This is a genomic window from Bombella saccharophila, from assembly GCF_026385475.1.
GTDB classification, from domain to species: Bacteria; Pseudomonadota; Alphaproteobacteria; order Acetobacterales; family Acetobacteraceae; genus Bombella; species Bombella saccharophila.
In genome coordinates, this window is record NZ_JANIDW010000003.1 from 300,058 (window position 1) to 325,452 (window position 25,395).

A 25,395-nucleotide genomic window follows, 5' to 3' on the forward strand; every position below is an offset into this window, starting at 1 on the left:
TCCGTACCCAAAACCGCCAAATGATGGCTTAGCGGAGGCGTTTTAGCTGGTCGGCAATCAGGCTTTCAGCCGTTATGCCCTGTGTTTGGGCGGTAAAGCTTATGCCAAGACGATGGGCGAGGCTTGGCTCTGCCACATGGTGGAGGTCCTCCATAGAGGGGGCTAAGCGACCATGCAGCATAGCCCGGGCGCGTGTTGCAATCATCAAAGCCTGTGCGGCACGGGGGCCGGGGCCGTAATCAAGCGCATGGCGGACCTCCTTGCTGGCGGTCTCATCTTGGGGGCGGAGGCTGCGCACAAGGGTGAGGATGGCGTCTAGGATGGTCTCTCCAACAGGGAGGGTACGGACTAATTTTTGAGCGGTGATGAGCTCTGAGGCAGAGAAAAGACTCTCGGCAGTTTTATGTGTTGCGCCAGTTGTTTGGAGGAGCATATGACGCTCAGCTTCCCGCGTGGGGAAGGTGAGGGGGATACGCATCATAAACCGGTCGAGCTGCGCTTCTGGCAGGGGGTAGGTGCCTTCTTGCTCAATGGGATTTTGTGTAGCAAGCACATGGAAAGGCTTTGGTAAGGCCCATGTCTTGCCCCCTTGGGTGACGTGCCCTTCTGCCATAGCTTGGAGGAGGGCAGATTGTGTGCGTGGGCTGGCGCGGTTAATCTCATCAGCAAGGACTAATTGGCCAAATAGCGGGCCGGGGAGGAAGCGGAAATGCCGTTGCCCGTTTTCATCTTGCTCAAGAATCTCAGCCCCGGTGATATCTGAGGGCATGAGGTCTGGCGTAAATTGGATGCGGCTATCGCCAAGGCCCATAACCCGCGCACAAGTGGTGACGAGCAGTGTTTTCCCAAGGCCTGGTGCCCCCAATAACAAGGCATGACCTGCCCCTAAAAGGGTTGTGAGGACATGGTCGATGACGGCCTCCTGCCCGAGGACGATTCGGCCAATTTCCTGCTGCAGGGCTTTTAGCCGGGGGGAGAGAGCATCAAAATGGCGCACAGTGCCTTCATGATGGGAGAGGTCTTCTTGGGAGGCAGGCTGGGGCGCCGAGGAGGAATGTTGAGTCATGATTCTGTTTTGGAAACGCAGGCTAGGGGGTTTTAACAAGCTGAGTTCATCCCCAACTTGGGGGGTGGATAGCACAAGCTATCACGTAAATGACCCCTTTAAAACGGACCATCGCAGGAAAGTAGCGAGGATGTTATGAGCATCGAGCCTTATGAGACCTTAGCCCCCTCTCCCATAGGGCTAGATGACGCTGCATTATGTGATGACGAGGCTGCTCTGCCGCATTTGCCCTTTCATATTCAGCGCGATGGAACGTGGTTATATCGGGGGACGCCTATTCGCCGTAAGGCTATGTTATGCTTGTTTGCCTCTTGTTTGGACCGTGACCAGCAAGGTCGCTATTGGCTCCAAACACCAACTGAAGCCGGAATCATTGGGGTGGAGGATGTTCCCTTCCTTGCGGTGGAGTTGGATTTTAAGGGCTGCTCCCAACGTGACCAAACGCTTTGCTTACGGACAAATTTGGATGAGGTCTTTTGTATAGGAGAGGATCATCCTTTGCTGTGTGAGTGGGACCGCCCCGCAGATGTAGCGACCGTTCCCTATATTCATATGCGTGCAGGGACAGGCGGGCAGCCTATCATGGCGCGTATTAGCCGGGCTGTGTTGTTCGAGCTTGCTGCACTTGCCGTACCTGGTTGTGTAGCGGGGGAGCCGTGCTTAGGGGTGTGGAGCCGGGGCATGTTCTTCCCCCTCTCACGCTTGCCGGAGGAAGGATGTGCCGAGGCTGAGGGGGTATGTGGGTGAGTACGTCCCTAAAAGAGGCTGTTGAAAAACTTCCCGGTTATGAGGGGTTAGAGCGTATTTGGGCGGCTATACCACAAGCACGGCTTGTGGGGGGCTGTGTGCGGGATATGCTGTGCGGTCGTAACGTGCATGACCTCGACCTCGCCAGCCCTTTACCGCCAGAGGAGGCGCAACAGAGGCTAGAGGCGGCTGGGGCGAAGGTCATCCCCACAGGGTTGGAGCATGGGACCATCACAGCGGTGATAAATCACCGGCCTTATGAGGTGACCACCTTGCGGCGGGATGTCAGCACGGATGGCCGTCATGCTGTTGTGGCATGGACGGATGATTGGCAAGAGGATGCCCAACGGCGTGACTTTACCATCAATGCGTTATCGTTGGACCAAGAAGGCAGGCTTTACGATTATTTCGGCGGGGAAGAGGATTTACGCGCGGGGCGGGTGCGTTTTGTAGGGCGGGCAGCACAACGTATTGAGGAAGATGCTCTACGGTGCTTACGCTTCTTCCGCTTTTTTGCGCGTTATGGGCAAGGCACGCCAGATGAGGAAGCCTGTCAGGCCATCACGCAGCTTAGGGAGAGGATGACCCGTCTTTCCATCGAGCGTGTGGCGATGGAATTATTGAAGATTCTTGCAGGGCCACAGCTCTTGCGTACGATGGCGTTGATGGAACAAACAGGCAGCCTTGCTGTTTTATTGCCTCATCATGCGCCGCTTTCGGCTTTAGAGCGGTTATTAGCGTGCAAGGACCCGGTCGAGCCATTGCACCGCTTAGCTGTGTTGTATCCCCCCGGTGGGGGTGATGGGCAGGGTTTTGATGATATTGGGGCGCATTTAAAGCTCTCTAATGATAATCGCGCCCTTTTAGCTGCTTTTGCACGGCCAGAGCCGTCTTTAGCGGTCACAATGGATGATGATGCGCTAAGGCGGGTGCGGTTTGTACAAGAGTTGCCTATTTTGTTAGGGCGCAGCTGGCTGATACAGGCCCGCCAATTAGGCCGCCCTGATGCTGAATGGGACATGTTGCGCCATCGTCTGGCAGAGATGGCCCAACCGGTTTTCCCCCTCGCAGGGCGGGATGTGATGGCTCTAGGTGTAAAGCCGGGGCCGGAGATGGGGCGGTGGTTAAAGCGCGTGCAACAATGGTGGTTGGAGCAAGGCTGCCGAGCAGATGGGGCGGCTTGTCGGGCGTGGCTTTTGGCGCAACTTCCCCCTTGTTAAAGAGCCTGCTAAGACGGGGGCATGACACATCCCACCGCCAAACAGCCTGACCCTAAAGCACGTGAGGCCAGCCTCTCTCTCATGTGGCGATTATGGCGGGAGGATATTGCTCATAATAAACTCCAGCTTTTAGCGGTGTTGGTGTTGACCCTTGCTATGGCCTTGCTGACAGCGGCTTATCCGCTCGTCATCAAAAAGGCGATTGACATGTTCACCGCGCATGATCGCCGTATTCTCTACCAAATCCCTCTTTTGGTGGTTGTGGTTACGGGGGCGAAGGCTCTTGCCCAATATGGGCAGAATGTATGTGTGCAAACATTAGTGTTGCAGATTGTGCGGCGGTTGCAGGAGCGGATGTTTACCCATGTTCTGGGGGCCGATATTGCACAGATAGAGCAAGACGCCCCCGCCCGTTGGGCAGCACGTTTTACAACAGATGCTTTGGCCATGCGGGAAGCCTTAACACGCTCGGTCAATGCGTTGGGGGATGTGGTGACCATCATCGGGCTTGTTGCCTCGATGATTTGGACGGATTGGGAGTTGAGCGTTATCGCTGTTATCCTCTATCCGCTGGCGATTATCCCGGTGCAGAAATTAGGCCGGCGCGTGCGGCGTGCCTCTGGGGGGATGCAAGAGCAAGTGGGGGATGCTGCTGCCCTTTTGACAGAGAGCCTCTCTCTGGCGCGGCAAATCCGTATTTATCGGATGGAGGGGCATGAGCATCGCCGTATCGGCAAAGCCTTGGACCGGCTGCATGATACATTCCTGCATATTGCGTGTTATCGGGCGCGTCTGGACCCGATGTTGGAGGTTATTGGCGGGGTGGCGATTGCCTTCGTGCTGGGTTTTGCGGGCTGGCGTGCGGCTATGGGTGGGGCCAGTTTGGGCGATTTTACAGCCTTTATCGCGGCGTTATTCGCTGCGTCTCGCCCTTTGCGGGCATTAGGGTCGCTCAATACCTCCATGCAGGAGGGATTAGCGGGGTTAGGGCGTATTTTTGCCGTGTTAGATGAGCCTATCAAGATAAGCGATGCCCCCCATGCGCGTATGTTACCAGAGGGGCCGGGGCATCTCATTTTTAAAGATGTAGCCTATCGTTATGCTGATGGTCATTACGGGGTGCAGCATGTCACGTTAGAGATTCAACCGGGTCAAAGCGTAGCTCTTGTAGGGCCAAGCGGGGCGGGGAAGTCCACCATGTTGGCCCTTATCCCGCGGTTATTTGATGTCACAGAAGGGGCCATTACCCTAGAGGGTGTGGATATACGCGGCTTAACTTTGGCTAGCTTGCGGGACCATGTGGCCTATGTCAGCCAAGAGACATCCTTATTTGATATGAGTGTGCGGGAGAACATCCATATCGGCCGCCCGTCTGCTACAAAAGCGGAGCTTGATGCGCTTTGCCAAATAGACGCGTTGGATTTTGTGCACCAGCTCCCCCAAGGGTTAGAGACGGTCATCGGCCCCGGTGGGTTGAGGCTCTCTGGTGGGCAGCGGCAACGTATCATGCTGGCACGGGCTTTGCTGCGTAATCCGCGCTTGCTTTTGCTGGATGAAGCCACAAGCGCGCTGGATTCCGAGAATGAGGCCCGCGTGCAACACGCTTTAGCTCAGCTTCGGCAGGGGCGCACAACGGTGATGGTGGCTCATCGTCTCTCTACCGTGCAAACGGCGGATCTTATCGTGGTGATGGACCAAGGCCGCATCATAGAGCAGGGAACACATACCCAGCTTATGGCTCAAGCCGGACTTTATGCCCGGCTTGTGAAGGCTCAAATGTTAGAAGATGCCTGATAAAGGGCAAGTACATCGGGTAAGAGACGCTCATAAACCTCTTTTTTAAAGCCCAAATTATACTGGCCGCTTAGAATATCCTGCGGGGGCACCCATCGCCATGTGGTGAACTCGACCTCATCAAATGTATCAAGCTTGATGTCGCTGTCTTGCCCGGTAAAGCGGAATAGGAACCATTGCTGCTTTTGCCCCCGATATTGCCCGCCAAGGGCTTTACCGATGAGATGGTCGGGAAGGTCGTAGAGGAGCCAACCATCCCGTTTGCCAAGCATAACGGCCTTATTCGTGCCGATTTCCTCTTTCATTTCGCGCCAAACGGCTGTCTCGGGGCTTTCCCCTTCATCAATCCCCCCTTGGGGGAATTGCCAAATCCCCTCCGCAAGGTCAGCGCGGCGGCCCATAAAAATCTCGCCCTTATCGTTAAAAAGGACAATGCCGACATTAGGCCGATAAGCGAGGGCGTCTCTGTTAATCATGATGCTCTTTCCCCGGTTTGGCAGCGTCATTTTTAGCCGTTGGTGTGGCCTCATGCGCTTGAGCAGGCACTTGCGGGTGGGCTAGCAAGCTAGCCTCATGGGCGGCATCGGCCCCGCCAGCCATCGCATTGAGGAGATGTAGGGCTTGCTGAAGCTGGAAGTCCGTCTCCGGTTTTGTGGGGTCAAAACTCGGCCATTTTGCGGGGGGCAGTCGTTCGACTGTCTTCGCAAGGGCGGGGAGGTCCGTACGGGGGGTCTCTTTGGGTAATTTGCCATCTGTGTTGGTGATGGTATGGGCGAGGTCTGCCTCATGGAAGGTGAATAGCGTATCATCATCCCGGCTGGCTAAAACGGGGATATCTGGCGTAATGCCCAACCCCTGAATCGAGCGGCCAGAGGGTGTGTAATAACGCGCTGTTGTCAGGCGGATGGCCCCTTGGTCGGCAATAGGGATGATGGTTTGGACGGAGCCTTTCCCAAAGGTGCGCTCCCCCATAATCATCCCGCGATGATGGTCTTTTAACGCCCCAGAGACAATCTCACTGGCTGAGGCTGAGCCTGCATTGGTGAGGACGATAATCGGCAAGCCGTGGGTAATATCTTTACCCACACCATCCCAATGCTGGTTCCCCTCTGGATGGCGGCCACGGATGGAGACAATCTCCCCATCTTTGACAAAATCGCGGGAGACGGCAATGGCTTGGTCGAGCTTCCCACCAGGGTCGGAGCGGAGGTCTAAAATCAGCCCGCTTAGTGTTTTACCGGGTGTTTTAGCAACGGATTGTACGAGCTTTACATAGGCTTTATGGAGCTCTTTTTCCGCATCATCATCAAACTCACTCAAGCGGATATAGCCCACGCGCCCATAAAGAGCAGAGCGGACAATCTGGACATGGATAATCTCTCGCTTAAGGGTGATGGTCTGCACTTTGCCCGTTTTGGGGCGCAAGATGGTGAGGATAATTTGCGTCCCTGGTTTACCGCGCATCTTGCGGACGGCTTGGTCTAAAGTGAGGTCGGCAATGCTTTTATTATCCACCATGGTGATAACATCGCCTGATTGAATCCCCGCCCGTGCTGCAGGTGTATCATCAATGGGGGAGACAACGCGTACATGCCCCGCATCCCCTTGGACTTGCAAGCCGAGGCCGCCAAATTGACCGGACATCTCATCCTGCATGTCTTTAAGCTGCTGTGCATCCATGTAGGAGGAGTGAGGGTCGAGGTTGCTAATCATCCCATCAATGGCATTGCGGATGAGCTTCTTATTCGGCAAAGGGGTGACATATTCGGAATGAGCAATATCCATCACCGTGCCGAGTAAGGTCAGCATACGGACTGTCTCAGCATTGTTGGAATCGCTGTTACTCGCGGCGTTGGTGGCGTCTTTATGGGCACTATCTTCCGCCCATGCAGGGGGAAGTAGGGCTGGACGGCTGGCAAGAAACACGCCAGAGGCAACACCTATTGTCGAACAGGCAAGACCTAGCATAAGGCCAGCACGGAAGTTCATGGTCGGTCTATTCCTTTTAAGTCGTAACGTAACCATCATGTTAGGGCGTCGCAGTGCAAGGGTGCTACGCCCGAAGAGAGTGTTAATAACCTTACAGTGTTTTGCGTTATGGTGAAACTCCCAAGAGGGGCTTCCGTTACAGGAGGGTTACAGTCTTTAGAAAAACGCTGCTGGGTTGATGAGCTTCGTCCCATGGCGGAGTTGGACAAATAACAAAGGATGTTGTGTAGGCATATGCCCAATAAGCGCACCTTGCTGTACGGCCTGCCCTGTATGGAGGGCGATTGTCCCTAACCCTGCGAGGACAAGCCGTTGTTTTTGCCCACAATCTAAAATCACCATCGGTCCAAAGGAGCGGAACGCCCCTGTAAAGAGCATCTGCCCTGTGCAGGGGGCTATAACTGGGGCAGAGGGGGCAGTTTGATAGGTTAAGCCTGTTGCAGGGCCAGCCTCGGTTGGTTGGGCCCATTGGGTGACGATGCGGCCTTGAACAGGGGCATGAGCGGCCCCGTGCTGCAAGCCTTTACCGGGGTTGGATAGGGTGCGGGTTTGCTCATCCACCAGTTGTTCTTCATGCTGTTGATGCAGCTTATGGAAATGCTGTTTCTCCGCTTTTAAACGGCGGCGTGTGTTGGCCTCTTGTTGGGCTAATTTTGTGATGATGGCTGTAAGGGCCTCCGTACTTTGGCGTGCTTGTGTGAGGAGGGCTTGTTGGCGCAGGAGCGCTTGTTGGGCTTGCTCTGAAAGTTTTTCAGCATGCTGGGTGCGATTTTCTGCCAGAGTTTGGCGGGTTTGGAGGCGGCCTTCCTGCACGGCCATGGTGCGGCTTTGGGTGGTTAATGTTTTTTGTTGGTCATGAAGTTGCGCTTCTTGCTGGAGGGCGCGGGTCATGGCCTCTTGGTTTTGCTGTTGACGCAGCGTGAGAAGCGCGAAAGGGAGGGCGGGGTTATCTGCTGGGCCATCTGTAGGCATAAGCAAAGCGAGTTCGGGCGTTGTATCAAGCTGCCGTAATGCGGGCAGGCGTGTGGCTTCATCGGCTAAAATGGCATGTTCTTGGGCTTGGATATGCGTCTCTCCCGATGTGAGTTGAGCCAGCTGTTGCGAGAGGGCTGCTAAACGAGCCTCCACACGGGCATGTTGATGGGCTAGGAGAGCTTGTTTTTGGCGGAGTTGGGCCAGTTGACGGGCTGTTAAATGCGCTTGGGTTTCGGCTTTGCGGGTATTGTCCTCCTCTTGTTGGAGGAGACGTGCCTTACGAGCAAGAAGCTGCTGCAAAGCTTGGCGTTTAGTTTGTATCGTGCTGGTGGAGGCCCGCACTGCTTTGGAGGCGGCTGCATGGAAGGGAGAGCACATTATGATTGCCGCGAAGCCAACCAGCCAGAAACGGGAGATGTATTTTAAAAGCATAGCTCTGCGGAGTTTATCATAGGGCTTGTAAAAGTAAGAATGCGTTATGACATCATGCCGGTGATTGTGGAGCAGATAGCCCTAATCTGGCGGAGGCGGGCTGGTCTGTCCAGAGTATGGGGGAATGAGATTATGAAAGAGCATAGCAAGACTTCGGCTCATCATTGTGGTTGTGGCCCGTTAAGTGAGGCGCAGAAGCATATTTTGCATGAGCGCGGCACCGAGCCTCCCGGCTCCAGCCCGTTGAATGATGAAAAACGCCCCGGACATTATGAATGTGCCGCCTGTGGGGCTCGGCTATTTAACGCGAACACAAAATATGAGAGCGGCTCTGGTTGGCCCTCCTTCTTCCACGCAGAACCTGGTGCCGTGGGGGAACGAAGCGATTTTAGCCTAGGGATGCAACGGGTCGAGATTTATTGCACGGGCTGTCATGGTCATCTCGGCCATGTTTTTCCCGATGGCCCCCAACCAACGGGATTACGTTATTGCACAAACGGCTTAGCCTTACATTTTGTGCCAGAATAGGAGGGAGAGGATTAAAGGCATTATCGATGGGGCAAGTGGTCGTAATCATAAACAACACCATCAGAATGTAGGACCTCATCGTGATTATAGTAACTTTTTAAGGTGTCTTCTTTTACTTTGTAACCGAGCATTTCTAGGAGAAGAAACTTTGTCATTATAGAAGAATATTGCCCGCGTGAGTTTCTCATGGACTCAGCTTGCTGGCAGTAATGATTCGTATCTGATTTTATATAGAAGGGGATTTTGTATTGGTCCTTACCGCCATATTGTATGCTATGTCCTTTCACTGGTCCATCAACGATTTCCCCGTGGTCGGAAAGATACAGTAAAACGTAATCTTTTAAGTGTTTATCCGCTAAGTCTATAATTTGGTGGAGGATGCGATCAGTCCTATGAAGGCTTTTGTCATAAGCATTAGCCTTTGGGAGGGCTTGGATATCCTCTTTCGTTACGTCATCTTCATAGCGAGAGTGGCTTCCGGTAAGGTGGATAATAAAGAAGTTATATGGTGAGGGTGTAGAAAAACGTTTTTCTACAATAGGAAGCAAAGATTCATCGTGCCAGTCCACGTGATTCTCGCTGGCATGGTAATCTTGCCGGACAATGAAGTCGCTATACTCAGACAAGTAGCCATAAGGCCTTGCATATTCTCCCGTACCTTCTTGAGAGGATATCCAAGATGTTTGGTAACCATTGTCACGTGCTAATTCGATGAGATTTTTTTCATTATATAGACGTTGTTGCTCTGTGGGTTCGTAAAACGATAGGAGCATAGGCACGGCTAGGCGTGTCATGTTTGCTCCAGAATGTACTGTCGGTACGACGCAGAGCTCCCCTTCGTCAGAGAGACCCTTCATATAAGGGGTCGTATTGTGCAGTGTGTAGCCGTAAGTACTATGGTGACCAGAGAATGCTGATTCCCCAATGATGAGAATAACATTTTTTTCCTTAAGGGGTAGTTTGCCAACAATAGAAGAGTTTTGCTCAAGATGGGGAAGGGAAGGACGATTATCCGAACTAATATATAAAGTCGTCATATAGATAAGATCCCCCATGATACCGGGGAAGAAATAGCGGAGCCAATGGCCTCGTTCGCTTATGTTGTAGCGTTGTGTCTCTGGCTGTTGACGATTGGTTTTATGCCACGCTTCTGTGAGGGTTATGCTGAGAATAATGGCACTAAGACCAAGAAGAACTAGCTTTAGAGACGCGGCTTTATAGGTTAACCATGTTATAAAGATAAAAAATGTTAATAAGATAAGGGGAGGAAAAACACCATATGATGCAAGCATAGAAAATGCTTCATGTTGGTTTGTCCCCGCAATAGCTCGCAGTATCGGGCGTGTAATTAGATCATATTTATTGGCTGTATAAGCTTCGAATAATGAAAAGGATAATAGTAAAGGGGTACATAATAAAGCTATAAAACGACCTGAAGAAAGTAGTAATGGTGCTAGAAAAAAACCTCCTATTACACTTATGAATGAAAAATGTACATCATCACCTTCATGCAATAAAACATATATATTTAATAAGAAAAAGATTATGCATAAGGGGCACGCGTAAAAATTATATGAGAAGAGAGGCTTGGCTTTTTGTGTGTTAATCATGCCATGTAGATATTTGTTTTTTGTTGAAATATCAATCTGTTCATGTAATACATTAAATGGTATACTTTACCCCAAAGGCACGGTGTGTGCATATTTAGTGCCTGAACGCTCCTTTGGGATAGTTCGTGGAGAAAGGCAGTTAATCCCGCTCCACATGATAATGGCGGGAGAGTTCACGCTCAATCTCGAGAGCATGTTCTGTATCCCGGGCTTCAATCATCACAACGAGCTCCGCTGTCTGCACAGAAGGAGCAGCAAAGAGGCGATGGTGGGAGACCTCAATGATATTGCCGCCATAGCTGCCAATCTTCTCGGAGATAGCGGCAAGGAGGCCGGGACGGTCGGGGATTTGGAAGATAAGCCGCAGGATGCGCCCTTCCCGCAGGAGGGAGCGGAGGATGACATGGGCAAGAATACGGGCATTGATGTTCCCACCAGAGATGGGGAAGCCGACCCGCTTGCCTTTAAAGAGGTCATGATGGGCTAAAATCGCAGCGAGGGGAGCCGCGCCAGCCCCTTCGCCCACTTGGCGGGCTTTTTCGGCAAGGGTGGTGATAGCCCCTTCTACTTGGAGCTCATTAACAACAAATACGCCATCAATATGTTTGCCGATGACATCCAAACAATGGTTGCCCGGCTGCACAACAGCGATCCCTTCTGCGATGGTCGGGCCACCGGGGACAGAGCGCAGCGGGGCAGGGTAGGCCCCAAGGGGGGAATATCCCTCTACCTGTACGCCATAAAGCTTGGTGTTGGGGCTGAGTTGCTTGAGTACGGTGACAAAGCCTGCCATGAGGCCACCACCACCAATAGGCACGACAATAGCATCAAGCGGAGGGGCGTCCTCAATCATCTCCAAAGCGCAGGTGCCTTGCCCTGCGATGACGGCGGGGTCATTGAAGGGATGGACGAGCGTTTGGCCTTCTTCGTGGCGAATTTTTTCTGCCGTTTGTACGGCTTCATCAAAATTATCACCGGCTAATACAACGCGTGCGCCCCAACTTTTTGTGGCGGCGACTTTTGTGGCAGGGGTGAAGCGCGGCATCACAATGGTCGCTTGGATGCCAAGCAAGCTGGCTTGCCGCCCCACACCCTGAGCATGATTACCCGCCGAGACGGTGATAACCCCGTGCTTGCGCTCTTCCTTGGTGAGGAGGGCCATGCGGTTTGCGGCCCCGCGCTCTTTAAAGGAGCCAATGGCTTGGAGGTTCTCTAGCTTGATAATAATCTCTGCTTCCGTCAGCCGGGAGAGTGCTACATTGCTAATGGTGGGGGTACGAGCAATGGTGCTGGCAATGCGCTTTTGGGCGTCTTGGACGTCAGTAAAGCTGAGGCTGGGATGAGAAGCAGAGTCCGGCATTATTTATACGTCACTTTCAAAACTTCGTAAGTGCGGTCACCCCCCGGTGCGGGGACGGAGACGCTCTCCCCAACTTCCTTCCCAATGAGGGCTTTGGCAAGGGGGGAGGAGATAGAAATACGGTTCTGCTTAATGTCAGCTTCGTGCGCGCCGACAATTTGATAGGTTTTTTCTTGGTCGGTTTCCTCATCCACAAGCTCTACTGTGGCACCGAACTGGATGCGGTCACCAGAGAGGGTGGATGGGTCGATCACTTCTGCGGTGGAGATGAGGCTCTCTAGCTCCAACACCCGGCCTTCGATAAAGGATTGACGCTCGCGCGCGGCATGATACTCGGCATTTTCGGAGAGGTCGCCATGAGAGCGGGCCTCAGCAATGGCACGAATGACAGCGGGGCGTTCTTCAGATTTTAATTGGCGTAATTCATCCTCAAGGCGTTTTAATCCTTGGGCGGTCATAGGGCTTTTCTGCACGGAGGGTATCCTCACATTAGGGTCAATTTACAATGAATGGCACACCGCCCCTTCCATCACGCGGGAGGAAAGGGGCGGTGTACGCTGTAAGAGGTAGGATAAACAGCAGGGCGGGCGTGCTGCAAGCCTTCTCTTGCGATTAAAAGCTGCTATGGAAGTAAGATTGCAGCGGGGCTACATCAGCTTCCTTCTGTTTTAGGACGGAAATAGCATAGGTTGCTGCCCGCGCCCCCGCGATGGTGGTGTAGTGGGGGATGTTCATCGTCAAGGCCGAGCGGCGGATGTCGAAGCTATCGCGCACGGATTGCCCACCTTGTGCGGTATTGATGACCATTTGCACCTCGTTAGAGTGGATGGCATCCACACAATGAGGGCGGCCCTCCAACACTTTATTAACCTGTGTAACGGGGATGCCAGCTTCTTTTAAGCGGTCTGCCGTGCCGCGTGTGGCAAGGATGGTAAAGCCCATCTCCACCAATTTACGCGCAAGCGGCTGCACATGGGCTTTATCACTCTCCCGTACGGAGAGGAACACCGCCCCCTCCCGTGGGAGATTTACCCCAGCGGCAAGCTGTGCTTTAGCAAAGGCCATCTCGAAGTTAGCATCCAGCCCCATGACCTCCCCCGTAGAGCGCATCTCTGGCCCAAGGATGGTATCAACCCCAGAGAAGCGGCTGAAGGGGAACACAGCTTCTTTCACCGCAACATGCGGGGCGACGGAGCGGCCCTCAAGCGGGAAGTCGGCTAATTTTGCCCCAGCCATGATGCGCGCACCAATCTTAGCGACAGGCACACCTGTGGCCTTAGCCACGAAGGGCACAGTACGGGAGGCGCGCGGATTGACCTCTAGCACAAAGACTTCATCATCCTTGATGGCGAATTGCACATTCATCAGCCCACGGATGCCGAGCTCACGCGCCATGGCTTCAGTTTGTTCCCGCAACTCGGTGACGAGAGCGGGGGAGAGGGTATAGGGCGGCAATGAGCAGGCAGAATCACCGGAATGAATCCCGGCTTCCTCAATATGCTCCATCACTCCGGCGACATAAACATCTTGCCCATCGGCAATGCAGTCCACATCAGCTTCGATGGCGTCATTGAGGTAATGGTCTAACAGGACAGGCCCCGTAGCGACTTCCTCGCCCGCAGCGCGTAGCACGGTGTTGAGATAATGGGAGAGGCCTGCCTTGTCATAAACAATCTCCATCGCACGGCCACCTAATACATAAGATGGACGCGCCACGACGGGATAGCCGACCTCCTCAGCAATCTTCAAAGCTTCATCAGGATTGCGGGCGATGCCGTTGCGCGGCTGGCGTAGGCCCAGCTTGCGGAGCATAGCTTGGAAGCGTTCCCGGTCCTCGGCCCGGTCAATCGCATCTGCGGGAGTACCGAGGAGGGTGATGCCGGCTTTCTCCAACGCGCGGGAGAGTTTAAGGGGGGTCTGCCCCCCATATTGCACGATGCAGCCCAGAACGGTGCCGTTCGTCATTTCCGTTTTTACAAGGCTGATGACATCTTCAGCCGTCAGCGGCTCGAAATAGAGGCGGTCGGACGTATCGTAATCGGTGGAGACGGTCTCCGGGTTGCAGTTGACCATGATGGTCTCAAAGCCAGCTTCCCGCAGGGCGTAAGCGGCATGGACGCAGCAATAGTCGAACTCAATACCCTGCCCAATACGGTTGGGGCCACCACCGAGGATGACAATCTTCTTTTTGTCAGTTGGGCGGCTTTCGCATTCCGGCGTGCCGAAGCCGCCTTCATAGGTGGAGTATAGATAGGGCGTGTCGGAGGAGAACTCCGCCGCGCAGGTGTCAATCCGCCGATAAACGGGCAACACGCCGAGCTTGCTGCGCAGGGCGGTAACATCCTCTACGCTTTTGCCGCTGAGGCGTGCAAGTTGCCGGTCGGAGAAGCCTTGCGCTTTGACCTGCCGTAGGGCGATGGTCTCTTGTGGCAAGCCGTTTGCTTCGATGTCACGTTCCGTTGCGATGATGGCTTCTAGCTGGCGGAGGAACCATGGCTCAAAATGGCACGCCTTTTGAATATCCTCTAACGAAAGCCCAGCCCGGAAGGCCTGCGCTGCCATGAGGATGCGCTCCGGCCGTGGCTCGGAGAGAGCAGCGCGGTAAGCATCTGGGGAGCCATCACCGGGGGCTTCCACAGGGTCGAGACCTGTTAGGCCTGTCTCCATAGAGCGCAGACCTTTTTGGAGGGATTCTGCAAAGCTACGCCCCACAGCCATGGCTTCCCCAACGGACTTCATAGAGGTGGAGAGTAGAGCTGGCGTGCTGGGGAACTTCTCGAAGGTGAAGCGTGGAATTTTTGTTACGACATAATCGATGGTCGGCTCGAAGCTGGCGGGGATGGTGCCGGTGATGTCGTTTGTTAACTCATCAAGCGTATAGCCAACGGCAAGTTTGGCTGCGATTTTAGCAATCGGGAAGCCGGTGGCTTTAGAAGCCAGAGCAGAGGAGCGCGATACACGGGGGTTCATCTCAATGACGACCATGCGGCCATCTTTCGGGTTCACGCCGAACTGCACATTAGAGCCACCCGTCTCCACCCCAATGGCCCGCAAGCAGGCGATGGAGACATCACGCATGCGTTGATATTCTTTATCCGTCAGCGTCATAGCTGGGGCAACGGTGATGGAATCCCCCGTATGGACGCCCATCGGGTCGATATTCTCGATGGAGCAGACGATGATGCAGTTATCGGCTACGTCACGGACGACCTCCATCTCATATTCTTTCCACCCGATGACGGATTCTTCAATCAGCACCTCAGTGGTAGGGGAGGCGTCCAAACCGCTCGCGACAATTTGGGAGAATTCCTCACGATTATAGGCAATCCCGCCGCCAGAGCCGCCCATGGTGAAGGAGGGGCGAATGATGGCCGGTAAGCCGATATGCTCCAGAGCCGTACGAGCCTCATCCAGCGTGTGGGCAATGGCACTGCGGGGGCTTTCCACCCCGATAGCATCCATGGCCTCACGGAACTTTAGGCGGTCCTCAGCACGGTCAATCACATCAGCCCGCGCACCAATCAGCTCCACCTTATGCTTGGTAAGGAAGCCGGATTTATCTAACGCCATCGCCGCATTGAGGGCCGTTTGGCCGCCCATAGTGGGGAGGATGGCATCGGGCTTTTCTTTGAGGATGATGCGCTCAACAAACTCTGGCGTGATAGGCTCGATGTAAGTCGCATCGGCCAAGCCGGGGTCGGTCATGATGGTGGCGGGGTTGGAGTTTAGCAGGATGACGCGATAGCCTTCCTCCTTGAGGGCCTTACAGGCCTGCGCGCCGGAATAGTCGAACTCACAAGCCTGCCCGATGACAATCGGACCAGCACCAATGATGAGGATGGAGCGGATATCTGTGCGTTTGGGCATGGTTCAGGCTCCTGCCTTGCTGGTTGTGCGGGCTGCGGCGCGGCGGTCCATCACAGCGACAAACCGCTCAAAGAGGTAAAAACTATCAGTCGGGCCGGGGCTGGCCTCTGGGTGATATTGGACGGAGAAGGCTTCCTTCACAGTGGAGGCTAGCCCTTCATTAGAGCCATCAAACAAGCTGACATGCGTCACCTTCACTGTATCGGGTAGGGATTTCTCATCCACAGCGAAGCCGTGATTCTGGCTGGTGATTTCTACCCGGCCCGTTGTGAGGTCCTTAACTGGTTGATTAGCCCCACGATGGCCACGCTCTAGCTTATAAGTCGTCCCGCCCAAAGCACGGGCGAGGAGCTGATGGCCTAAGCAAATCCCAAAGACAGGAATATCAGCTTCCATCACCGCTTGGATGGCCGGGACAGCATAAACAGCCGTAGCGGCGGGGTCTGCCGGACCATTGGAGAGAAAGACGCCTTCAGGTTTTAAGGCCAGGATTTCCTCACCCGTGGCCGTGCCGGGGAGGACATGCACCTCACAGCCAGCGGCTACGAGGCTGCGGAGGATGTTATCCTTCGCGCCGTAATCCAGAGCCACGACACGGCGTTTTACGGCGCGTTCTGGCCGGGTATTGTGCCATGTGGTTTTCGTCCAGCTGCGTGCGGGTTGGGCGACTTCCTTTACAAGGTCCATCCCCTCCAAGCCGGGCCATTCTGCGGCTTTTTTGCGGAGAGAGGCGAGGTCAAATTGGCCATCTTTTGGGTAAAAGAGCAGGGCATTTTGTGGCCCTTTATCCCGCAATAGCCGTGTAATACCGCGTGTATCGACCCCACTAATGCCAGCGCGCTTATGGGTTTTTAACCACTCTTGTAACGCTTGAGTGGACCGCCAATTTGCCGGAGCGGTAACATCTTCCTTTACCACAAGGCCGAGGGCTGCCATGGTAGGGGCTTCATCATCATCCCCATTTGTGCCGACATTACCAATATGAGGGAAGGTGAAGGTGATGATTTGACCGGCAAAGGAGGGGTCCGTCAATGTTTCTTGGTACCCCGTCATCCCGGTGGAGAAGCAGAGTTCCCCTACGGCACCCTTATTAAAAGCCCCAAAGCCACGGCCCCAGAAATGGGAGCCATCTGCTAGTACGAGGACGGCTGTTGCCCCTTTTGGAGGTGTATCATCAGTCGGATGGGTCATGGCGGATGTCTCCTCGGAGGTCTCATTTAGGTCGGCTAGGGTGATCCCCGGCACATGGAGCAGGGCAGGCCAATGCTTGGTAGGTACCATACCAGCTTGCCGCCATTTGCGCACGGCCTCGGTCGTGACACCTGTAAGCTGGGCAATTTCAGCCGCACCGCCCGCTTTTGTGATGAGTGAATCGATGTTCATGCGTTGATACTCCGGCACATGCCTTGCGCGTTATGGGTATATGATAAGCGAGGTGGAGCGTAATGGGAAGTTTTTTCCCATTATGAGGGCAATTGGTGGGGTTTATATCATTTTGGGAAGTTTTCTCCCATTTATCCTTCTTATCGACAGGAAGAGGCGGGGCTGTTACCAGTTAACACCCCCCTAGGGTGACTATAAACCCATAAGAGAAAGAGGACCATCATGACACTTCGTACCCGTATCATGGATGATCTCAAAGCCGCGATGAAGGCTGGCCAGTCTGAGCGTGTGGCGCAGATTCGGGCCATTTCTGCCAAGATTAAGGACCTCGATGTCGCTGCTCGTGCCAAAAGCGGCGAGGTGAGCGAGGATGATATTCTTCTGGCGTTGCGCTCTATGATTAAGACACGCACGGAGTCCGCAGCGATGTATCATCAAGGCAACCGCCCAGAACTTGCCGCAAAGGAGGAAGCCGAAATTGAGACGATTCGCTCTTACCTCCCTGCTGAATTGTCAGAAGATGCCCTCAAAGCTGCGATTGTTGAGGCCGTGAAGGCAACAGATGCTCAAAGCATGAAGGATATGGGCAAGGTTATGGGCGTGTTGAAAAGCCGTTTCGGCGCGGCTTTGGATGCGGGCCGGGCCAGCGGCCTTGTTAAGGCTCATTTAGGCTGAGAACTTTGCCCTTTATAGGCGTTTTTACATCCCCGTCCGTCCATAGCGGGCGGGGATGTGTTTATCAGTGGTAGGAGTGGGACGCTTCGTTGTTCTTATGCGCTCGGACGCATGCCAGAACCCCGCTGACAGAGAGTAGGAAGGCCGCTGCTTCCCATAGGGTGGGCAGGCGTTGCTCCCATAAGAAGCCATAGATGAGCGAGAATAATGTCTCAAAAAGAATCATCTGGCCTACCATGGTGAGGGGGAGCAGATGGGTCATGCGGTTCCAGAACGCATTGGCAATGGTGGAGGAGAACAACCCTACACCGCAGGAAATGAGGAAGAAGCGCACCCAACCTGTTGTCGGTAAATGAGCAGGCCAGAAGAAGGCCGCAGGCAGAAGGATGAGGAGCGAGAGTGCCCCAGCGACCACGCCGGTCAGTAAGTTCCATTCATCACTCGTAATATGCTCAAGTTTTTTCAGCCAGTCGGAATTAATGACATTAAACAGCGTCCAACCCAGCAGGGAGCCAATAGCCATGAGCAAGCCGACAGCTTGAAGGAGGGGGCCGGTATGATGCAAGGCGGAGCCGATGAAGAAGTTCTGCCATGAGATGCAGAGGATGCCCGCCGTGCTGAGCAGGATGGAGGGGATAAGCTGGCGGAGTGTGACTACAGCATTATGGCGGCAGATACCGGCTAATGTTACCGTTACAGGGATAAAGCCGATGATGAGAGAGGGCATTGCCACGCCACTAAGCTGAATGGCGACACCCATCATGCTGTAATAGCCCACGCTGCCGAGTATCGCGAGCAGCACAAGAGCCCGAAATGCCGCCCCGTTAATGTAAGGGAGCAGCTTACCCAGCCGTGGGAGCAGGATGAGCAAGGAGACGATCCCGAAGGTTAGATAACGTAATGTTGCCAGTTGGAAGGGCGTGAAGGGAGCGACAAGCTCCGGGGCAAGGAAGGTAATACCCCAGAAGGCTCCTGCCATGGCACCATAGGCGGTGCCAATGAGAATGGACCGTGTCATGCAGGCTCGTGGTTATGTTGTTAATATGTGAGTTGGGCTTGTGTTGTCGTAATGGGTATTCTGCGTCAAGAGGGGTGGTGTGATTTACCCATGTTTAGCAGGGCCATGGGCACGCACGCAGGAGATGACCCCACTAATGGCCAGAATAATGGCACAGCTCTCCAACAAGGTGGGGAAACGCTGCTCCCAAAGGAAGCCGTAAAAGAGGGAAAAGAGTGTCTCAAAAAGGATCATCTGCCCTACCATGGTGAGGGGCAGCAAGCGTGTCATATTGTTCCAAAACGCATTGGCGACGACGGAGGCCAATAAGCCCATCCCACACGCAATGAGGAAGAAACGCCCCCAGCCTTCCACTGGCAGATGATGGGGCAGAAGGAAGGCAAGTGGGAGCATCAGCAACGCTAGCCCGCCAGTGACGAGACCGGTGAGGAGGTTCCAATCATTATGGGAGAGCGGGGCAATGCGTTTGAGCCAATTAGCGTTTTTAACAACAAAGCCTGTCCAGCTTAGCAATGCCGCTGTTGCCATAAGCAACCCGCCAAGCTGAAGCCATAAACTACTATGATGCTGAGGAGAGGCGTTATGGAAGTTCTGCCACGCAATGCAGATAATCCCCCCCGCACTGAGCAGCATAGAGGGGATAAGCTGGCGAATATGCAAGGCGGAATCCGCTCGCAAGGCCCCTACGACTGTAACTGTTACAGGGATGAAGCCGACAATAAGGGACGGCATCGCCACCCCGCAAAGCTGCACGGCTGTGCTGAGCAGGCTATAATAAATGATATTGCCCATCAGGCTAAGGCCCAGCAGCCCGAGCCACTCCACTTTGCCAAGATGGGGGAGGAGCGTCTTTAAGCGTGGGGCCAGCAAGAACAGGGCAATCACCCCATATGTGACAAACCGCACCGAGGCGAGTTGGAGCGGAGCAAAGGAGCCAATAAGTTCTGGCGCGAGGAGGGAGAGGCCCCATAAGGCCCCTGCTGCTGCACCGCATGCAATACCGCTGATTGTGGAACGTGTCATAAAAGGCCCGCTCTTTGCTTTGGAAGAACTGAAAAGATGCCTTTGTGTGTTGAGGCTCTGGCGGCTTTCGTCAAGGGGGAATCGGGAGGTATCTTCCCTTTTAAGGGGGGGGATGTCAGAGTAGTGCTATGGCTTTAGATACTGCATTTTTGGATGAGCTGCGCCAGCGTACATCCCTTACGTCACTTTTTAGCCGGCGGAATAAGCTTGTCCGCTCTGGGCGGAATTGGAAGGCATGCTGCCCTTTTCATGGTGAGAAAACGCCATCCCTATATATTTATGACGACCATTATCATTGCTTTGGCTGTGGCGCACATGGCGATGCGATAACTTATGTCATGCAAAGTGAGGGGGCTAATTTTCGTGAGGCGGTAGAACGTCTCGCAGGGGAGGCGGGGATGGACATCCCCGCTGATGACCCCCAACAGGTGGAAAAAGCCCGCGTCAGGCAAACGCTTTATGATGTGATGGAAGCTGTACAAGCCATTTATCGCCGCAGGCTCTACCAGCCAGAAGGGCGGGCTGGGCTCGATTATCTACAAAAACGCGGGTTGAGCGCGGAGACGCTGGAGCGTTTTGGCCTTGGCTGGTCTGGTGATGGGCGGTCTCTTCTCAATGCGTTAGCCGCGCAGAGTATCACAGCAGAGACGCTGGTGCAGGTCGGGCTTATGCGGGTGGATGAGGCAGGGCGTCCTAAGGGAGAATTGTTCTTTAACCGTGTGATGTTCCCCATTCGGGACCGGAAGGGGCGCATCATCTCCTTTGGGGGGCGTGTGCTGGGGGATGGGCAACCCAAATATCTGAATGGGCCGGAGACGGATATTTTCTCCAAAAGGCGGACGCTTTTTAACATCGACCAAGCCCGCCAAGCCATTCATAAAGGGGCTAAGGCCGTTGTGGTGGAAGGCTATATGGATGTCATCGCGATGGCACAGGCTGGCTTTGGGGGGGCCGTAGCTCCCTTAGGCACAGCCTTGGGAGAGGAGCAGATGGAACTCCTCTGGCGGATGACCGATGGGCCTATCATCTGTTTTGATGGTGATGGTGCAGGCCAACGTGCCGCCTTGCGTTCTTGCGAGGTGGCCTTACCTTTGCTCAAAATAGGGCGAACAGTGCGCTTTTGCCGCTTAGATGGGGGGGATGACCCGGACTCCCTCATCCAGCGCGAGGGCGCAAAGGGGATGGAAGCGCGTCTCGCTCAAGCCCGCCCTATGGAGGAGGAATTGTTCAGCCTGCTTACGGCGCAGGAGAGCAACCCCACGCCAGAACGCCGCGCCGCTTTGCGGGAGAAGCTATATGCTCTCGCGCGGATGATCCCTGATAAATTGCTCGCTGGTGAATATCGTAGCACCTTTAGCGAGATGTTTTTTGCACGCTATCGCCGCGTTAGAGGCGGGCGTGGCGGGTATGGGCAACGTAGTACGGAGTATACATCTGTCGTCCCCATAGCGGGGGAGCGGCAGGTAGAGGCGGGCAGCAAAGAGCGGCTTAATTTATTAACCGCCCTCCTTTTGCAATATCCAGAGATTCTCCCAGGGGTGGATAGGGATTATAATGCGCTCTTGCTTCCGCCTGCTTTGGCGAAGATTCGGACAGCCTTGCTTAGTTGGATGGATGAATGGACAGGCCCTCTTACAGCAGCGGCATGTCAGCAATGGATGGATGAGCATGGTTTAACCGAGATGGTCACCCAGCTGCATGATAGTCCCATGCCCCGGCAGGTTAAGGTTGCGGAGGGGGAGGACCGCTTACAGATGGCTATGAAGCTTTGGTGGCATTTTTACGCGTTGGAAAATTTAAAATCCCTACAAGAGAATGTAGAGGAGGAAGTCCGCAAAACAGTGGAGTTTTTGTTTAGCGCGCCTGCCGACTCGGATGAAGCAACACAGCGAGCCCGTCTTGCCGCTATGAAAGCACGGCAGGATGTGCTTTTTGCCTTACGCCAGGGAGAAAAGCCTATGCTAGAGGGAGATGTAGGTGAGTAGGGCCTAAAGATAGTGCTATTCCTATAACTAAAACAAGGGAATCGTAAGTTTCTCACATATCAGTCCTTGACTTGGGGGGCAGGATTAACCAATTCCATGCTGCCCCTAGTAGTGGCTTTTGAGCAAAGTTAACGGAGAGACGCATGGCCATCAAATCAGCCTCTGGATCAGACCGGAATGCACCAGAGCCGGATAGCTCTCCGCTTGATGTGCAGTCTGCTGCTGTTAAGAAGCTGATCGCCAAAGGACGTGCTGGCGGGCATATTACATTTGATGAGCTTAACGCTGTCCTCCCTCAAGATAAGATGTCCTCCGAGCAGATTGAGGATATTATGGCCGCCTTCTCCGAGATGGGGATTCAGGTTGTGGAGAGTGCGGATAAGGATGAAGATGGTAGCGGGGAGGAGGAAGAGCAGTCCGCTAATGAAGATTCATCAGAAGATGAAAATGCAGGCGGTAATATTGATGCCGTAGCAGCAAGCCGTACCGATGACCCCGTGCGGATGTATCTGCGCGAGATGGGGGCTGTGGAGCTGCTCTCTCGCGAGGGGGAGATCGCCATTGCCAAGCGCATTGAGGCTGGGCGTGGGGAGATGATCGGTGGGTTATGTCGTAGCCCGCTGACCTTCCAATCTATTTTGGGATGGTACGAGCAGCTTAAAAATGAAACCCTGCTGCTACGTGAAGTGATTGATCTTGAGGCGAGTCAAAGTGACCCTGAATCTCCTGAAGAGATGGAGGATTTAGCATCAGAGGAAGAGGATGAGTCCGATGATGATGCTGAGGATAATGAGGGGGAAGGAAGTGGTAATGAGGGGAGTGGCTTGTCCCTTTCCGCATTAGAGGAAAAGCTTCGCCCCGATATTATGCTGATGTTTGAAGCATTTGAGCCTCTCTACCAAAAACTTATTAAGATGCAGAGCCAACGTCTTGCTGCTTTGATGGAAGGGCGTGAAGCATCCGATACAGATGAGAAAAAATATAATGCATTGCGGACAGAGCTTGTCGCCCTTGTGGAGCGGATGCATCTGCATAACAATCGCATTGAGGAGCTCGTCCAATCTCTTAAAGCGCATGTGCAGCGGCTGAACACCGTTGAGGGGCGGATGCTGCGTTTGGCGGAGACTTGTAAAATTCCGCGTGAAGATTTTATGAATCAATACCGTCATCAGGAGTTAGCTCCAGATTGGATTGAAGGGATTTGCCAGCTTACCGGTAAGGGATGGAAAACCCTGACAGGCAAGCATCTCCCCGCGTTGGAGAAAATGCGTGAGGAAGTCGCTGCTCTCTCAAAGGAGGCAGGATTACCTGTTGATGAGTTCCGCCTCGTTTATCAAACCATTTCGCGTGGGGAGCGTGATTCCACCCGTGCGAAGAAGGAGATGATTGAGGCTAACCTGCGTTTGGTGATTTCGATTGCCAAGAAATATACAAATCGTGGGTTGCAGTTCTTGGATTTGATTCAGGAAGGCAATATCGGGCTGATGAAGGCGGTTGATAAGTTTGAATATCGCCGTGGTTATAAGTTCTCCACCTATGCAACATGGTGGATTCGGCAGGCGATTACACGCTCTATTGCTGACCAAGCCAAGACCATCCGCATCCCCGTTCATATGATTGAGACGATCAACAAATTGGTGCGGACATCACGGCAGATGCTCCATGAGATTGGCCGTGAGCCTGCCCCGGAGGAATTAGCCGAGAAGCTCGGTATGCCGCTGGAGAAGGTGCGGAAGGTCCTCAAGATCGCTAAAGAGCCGATTTCTCTTGAGACCCCCATTGGGGATGAGGAAGATAGCCATCTCGGTGATTTTATTGAGGATAAAACAGCCGTTATCCCGCTAGATGCCGCGATTCAAACAAACTTGCGGGAGGCCACAACGCGCGTTCTGGCATCTTTGACCCCGCGTGAGGAACGTGTGCTGCGTATGCGCTTCGGTATTGGTATGAACACCGATCATACGTTGGAAGAAGTCGGCCAGCAGTTCAACGTGACGCGCGAGCGTATCCGTCAAATTGAGGCGAAAGCTCTGCGTAAGCTCAAACATCCAAGCCGTAGCCGTAAACTCCGTTCCTTCTTGGATGATTAAGTGACGTCTTGCTTTTAAGCGGTTTTTATGATCTAAGGCCGCTTTCCCTGCCGTGCGCTATGGCGGCGCAACGGCTATACCCGGCATTGCCTATGGGGGTGATGTGTTCAGGCCAGCACTGGGTTGGTCCGGGTTGACCTTATCCGAAGGGAGTTTTCATGCCACTTTATGAGACCGTGCTGATTGCACGTAATGATGTCTCTCAGGCTCAGGTTGAAGCCTTGGTCGAGACCATCTCCACACTTCTTGGCGAGCATGGCGGCACTATCCGCAAGCGTGAGTTCTGGGGCCTGCGGACCCTGGCTTATCGTATCAAGAAGAACCGTAAGGGCCATTACGTCCTGCTGGGGATTGAAGCCCCGGTTGAGGCGATGAATGAGCTGACACGCCAAATGGGCCTGAATGAGGATGTTCTCCGCCTGATGACGCTGCGTGTGGATGAGATTGACGAGACACCGTCTCCGATTTTGTCCCGCAAGGATGATCGCGGTGGTGAGCGTGGGTCCCGTGGGGGTTCCCGCAGTGGTGGCCGTTATGAGAGTGGCCGTGGCGGCCGTCGTCAGAACGAGTCTTCCGAGACGCGTGATCACGTGGATGAAGCGGAGTAAGAGAGCATGTCAGAGACAAACACGACACAATCTGTCAATCCCGCTACACGTCGTCTGGCTGTAGGGGCACGTCGTCCTTTTTACCGTCGTCGCAAATCCTGCCCATTCTCCGGGGCGAATGCACCGAAGATCGATTATAAGGATGTGCGCTTGCTCAGCCGCTTCCTTTCCGAGCGTGGCAAGATTGTCCCCAGCCGCATCACGGCAGTGTCGGCTAAAAAGCAGCGTGAACTGGCGCAGGCGATTAAGCGCGCCCGCTTCCTCGCTCTGCTCCCCTATGTTGTAAACTGAGGAGCGCGACATGTCCCAGACATCATTGATTCTGCTTCAACGTGTGGAAAATCTTGGCCAGATGGGCGATGTCGTCCATGTGAAGCCAGGTTATGCGCGTAACTTCCTTCTGCCTAAAGGCAAGGCTCTGCGTGCAACAGAGGCTAACCGTGCGCGTTTTGAGACAGAGCGCGCTCAGCTGGAAGCTCAGAACATCCGTAAGCGTGAGGAGGCCGAGCGTCTCTCCGAGCGTATGCACGGCTTGAGCGTGACGTTGATCCGTCAGGCAGGTGATAGTGGCAGCCTTTATGGCTCTGTCACCCCGCGTGATATTGCAGCAGCCGCTACAGCAGCTGGTTTGACGGTTTCTCGTCAGCAAGTTGTGTTGGATGAGCCCATTAAGGTGCTTGGCCTGGTAGAGGCACGCATTATCCTTCATCCAGAAGTGTCCATTCAGGTGACTGTTAATGTGGCACGCTCTGAGGAGGAAGCGGAGCGTCAGGCACGCGGTGAGGTTATCGGTCAGGAAGAGGAAGAGGATAATATCCTTGGTGAGCTTCATGCCGAGCAAGCCGCTGAAGAAGCTGCCGCTGAGGCCGCCGAAGCTGCTGCTAAAGCTGCTCAAGGCGAAGTGGCAGAGGGCACAGGTCACGAGGGCTAATGGGCTTTCGGCTCTTTTAAGAGACCTTATAGAAACCCGGCGGAGTATGCTCTGCCGGGTTTTTTAGTGCGCGGGGATGATAAGGGGGGCTTGT

At 54.1% G+C, this 25,395-nt stretch carries 21 protein-coding genes; 10 read left to right on the forward strand and 11 right to left on the reverse strand.

Features of this window, described 5'->3' with window-relative positions; all coding sequences use genetic code 11:
- Positions 1-28 precede the first annotated feature (28 nt).
- Complete coding sequence (locus tag NQF64_RS07500) at positions 29-1,066, reverse strand: AAA family ATPase (RefSeq protein ID WP_266106957.1); 1,038 nt, start codon at positions 1,064-1,066, stop codon at positions 29-31.
- Positions 1,067-1,201: 135 nt separating this feature from the next.
- Between NQF64_RS07500 and NQF64_RS07505 the strand changes: the two genes are divergently transcribed.
- From NQF64_RS07505 to NQF64_RS07515, 3 genes are read left to right on the forward strand one after another with little or no spacing between them, the layout of a single operon-like run.
- On the forward strand, positions 1,202-1,813 hold the full coding sequence (locus NQF64_RS07505) for a DUF1285 domain-containing protein (RefSeq protein WP_099026801.1): 612 nt from the start codon (positions 1,202-1,204) through the stop codon (positions 1,811-1,813).
- The gene (locus NQF64_RS07510; protein ID WP_266106958.1) at positions 1,804-3,033 is read left to right on the forward strand and encodes a CCA tRNA nucleotidyltransferase; all 1,230 of its coding nucleotides are present in this window, start codon (positions 1,804-1,806) and stop codon (positions 3,031-3,033) included. Before NQF64_RS07505 ends, NQF64_RS07510 begins: the two co-directional genes overlap by 10 nt.
- Before the next feature lie 21 nt (positions 3,034-3,054).
- Complete coding sequence (locus NQF64_RS07515; protein WP_266106959.1) at positions 3,055-4,827, forward strand: ABC transporter ATP-binding protein; 1,773 nt, start codon at positions 3,055-3,057, stop codon at positions 4,825-4,827.
- Here the strand turns inward: NQF64_RS07515 and NQF64_RS07520 are convergent.
- The 3 genes from NQF64_RS07520 to NQF64_RS07530 form a co-directional block, all read right to left on the reverse strand.
- Positions 4,806-5,303, reverse strand: a complete 498-nt coding sequence (locus NQF64_RS07520; protein ID WP_266106960.1) for an RNA pyrophosphohydrolase — start codon at positions 5,301-5,303, stop codon at positions 4,806-4,808. The two genes, NQF64_RS07515 and NQF64_RS07520, sit on opposite strands and share 22 nt — an antisense overlap.
- On the reverse strand, positions 5,296-6,816 hold the full coding sequence (locus tag NQF64_RS07525) for a S41 family peptidase (protein WP_266106961.1): 1,521 nt from the start codon (positions 6,814-6,816) through the stop codon (positions 5,296-5,298). The genes NQF64_RS07520 and NQF64_RS07525 overlap by 8 nt, the downstream gene beginning before the upstream one ends.
- A 156-nt stretch (positions 6,817-6,972) precedes the next feature.
- Complete coding sequence (locus NQF64_RS07530; RefSeq protein WP_266106962.1) at positions 6,973-8,223, reverse strand: murein hydrolase activator EnvC family protein; 1,251 nt, start codon at positions 8,221-8,223, stop codon at positions 6,973-6,975.
- Between the two features lie 132 nt (positions 8,224-8,355).
- Between NQF64_RS07530 and msrB the strand changes: the two genes are divergently transcribed.
- Entirely contained in the window at positions 8,356-8,751 is a 396-nt protein-coding gene (gene msrB / locus NQF64_RS07535) for a peptide-methionine (R)-S-oxide reductase MsrB (RefSeq protein WP_266107016.1), read from the forward strand.
- Between the two features lie 20 nt (positions 8,752-8,771).
- Here the strand turns inward: msrB and NQF64_RS07540 are convergent, their stop codons facing one another.
- The 5 genes from NQF64_RS07540 to carA form a co-directional block, all read right to left on the reverse strand.
- On the reverse strand, positions 8,772-10,361 hold the full coding sequence (locus tag NQF64_RS07540) for a phosphoethanolamine transferase (protein ID WP_266106963.1): 1,590 nt from the start codon (positions 10,359-10,361) through the stop codon (positions 8,772-8,774).
- Between the two features lie 139 nt (positions 10,362-10,500).
- On the reverse strand, positions 10,501-11,721 hold the full coding sequence (locus NQF64_RS07545; protein WP_266106964.1) for a threonine ammonia-lyase: 1,221 nt from the start codon (positions 11,719-11,721) through the stop codon (positions 10,501-10,503).
- A complete protein-coding gene (gene greA / locus NQF64_RS07550) occupies positions 11,721-12,194 on the reverse strand; it encodes a transcription elongation factor GreA (RefSeq protein ID WP_099026795.1) in 474 nt (157 codons plus the stop codon). Before greA ends, NQF64_RS07545 begins: the two co-directional genes overlap by 1 nt.
- Positions 12,195-12,333: 139 nt before the next feature.
- Positions 12,334-15,588: a carbamoyl-phosphate synthase large subunit gene (gene carB, locus NQF64_RS07555; protein WP_266106965.1), complete on the reverse strand. Its 3,255-nt coding sequence runs from the start codon at positions 15,586-15,588 to the stop codon at positions 12,334-12,336.
- 3 nt (positions 15,589-15,591) lie between these two features.
- Entirely contained in the window at positions 15,592-16,971 is a 1,380-nt protein-coding gene (gene carA, locus NQF64_RS07560; protein WP_266106966.1) for a glutamine-hydrolyzing carbamoyl-phosphate synthase small subunit, read from the reverse strand.
- 222 nt (positions 16,972-17,193) lie between these two features.
- Between carA and NQF64_RS07565 the strand changes: the two genes are divergently transcribed.
- The gene (locus NQF64_RS07565; protein ID WP_099026792.1) at positions 17,194-17,646 is read left to right on the forward strand and encodes a GatB/YqeY domain-containing protein; all 453 of its coding nucleotides are present in this window, start codon (positions 17,194-17,196) and stop codon (positions 17,644-17,646) included.
- Between the two features lie 64 nt (positions 17,647-17,710).
- Here the strand turns inward: NQF64_RS07565 and NQF64_RS07570 are convergent, their stop codons facing one another.
- The gene (locus NQF64_RS07570; RefSeq protein ID WP_266106967.1) at positions 17,711-18,664 is read right to left on the reverse strand and encodes a DMT family transporter; all 954 of its coding nucleotides are present in this window, start codon (positions 18,662-18,664) and stop codon (positions 17,711-17,713) included.
- A gap of 84 nt (positions 18,665-18,748) precedes the next feature.
- Positions 18,749-19,687: a DMT family transporter gene (locus tag NQF64_RS07575; RefSeq protein WP_266106968.1), complete on the reverse strand. Its 939-nt coding sequence runs from the start codon at positions 19,685-19,687 to the stop codon at positions 18,749-18,751.
- Positions 19,688-19,815: 128 nt separating this feature from the next.
- On the opposite strand from NQF64_RS07575, the gene dnaG reads away from it, so the two are divergent.
- The 5 genes from dnaG to rplI all read left to right on the forward strand — a co-directional run bounded on the left by dnaG (position 19,816) and on the right by rplI (position 25,301).
- Positions 19,816-21,672: a DNA primase gene (gene dnaG, locus NQF64_RS07580; RefSeq protein ID WP_266106969.1), complete on the forward strand. Its 1,857-nt coding sequence runs from the start codon at positions 19,816-19,818 to the stop codon at positions 21,670-21,672.
- Between the two features lie 143 nt (positions 21,673-21,815).
- Complete coding sequence (gene rpoD, locus NQF64_RS07585; protein WP_266106970.1) at positions 21,816-23,762, forward strand: RNA polymerase sigma factor RpoD; 1,947 nt, start codon at positions 21,816-21,818, stop codon at positions 23,760-23,762.
- A gap of 158 nt (positions 23,763-23,920) precedes the next feature.
- Complete coding sequence (gene rpsF / locus NQF64_RS07590) at positions 23,921-24,370, forward strand: 30S ribosomal protein S6 (RefSeq protein ID WP_099026787.1); 450 nt, start codon at positions 23,921-23,923, stop codon at positions 24,368-24,370.
- Positions 24,371-24,376: 6 nt separating this feature from the next.
- The gene (rpsR, locus tag NQF64_RS07595; protein WP_099026786.1) at positions 24,377-24,661 is read left to right on the forward strand and encodes a 30S ribosomal protein S18; all 285 of its coding nucleotides are present in this window, start codon (positions 24,377-24,379) and stop codon (positions 24,659-24,661) included.
- 10 nt (positions 24,662-24,671) lie between these two features.
- Entirely contained in the window at positions 24,672-25,301 is a 630-nt protein-coding gene (rplI, locus tag NQF64_RS07600) for a 50S ribosomal protein L9 (RefSeq protein ID WP_099026785.1), read from the forward strand.
- Positions 25,302-25,395: the final 94 nt, after the last annotated feature.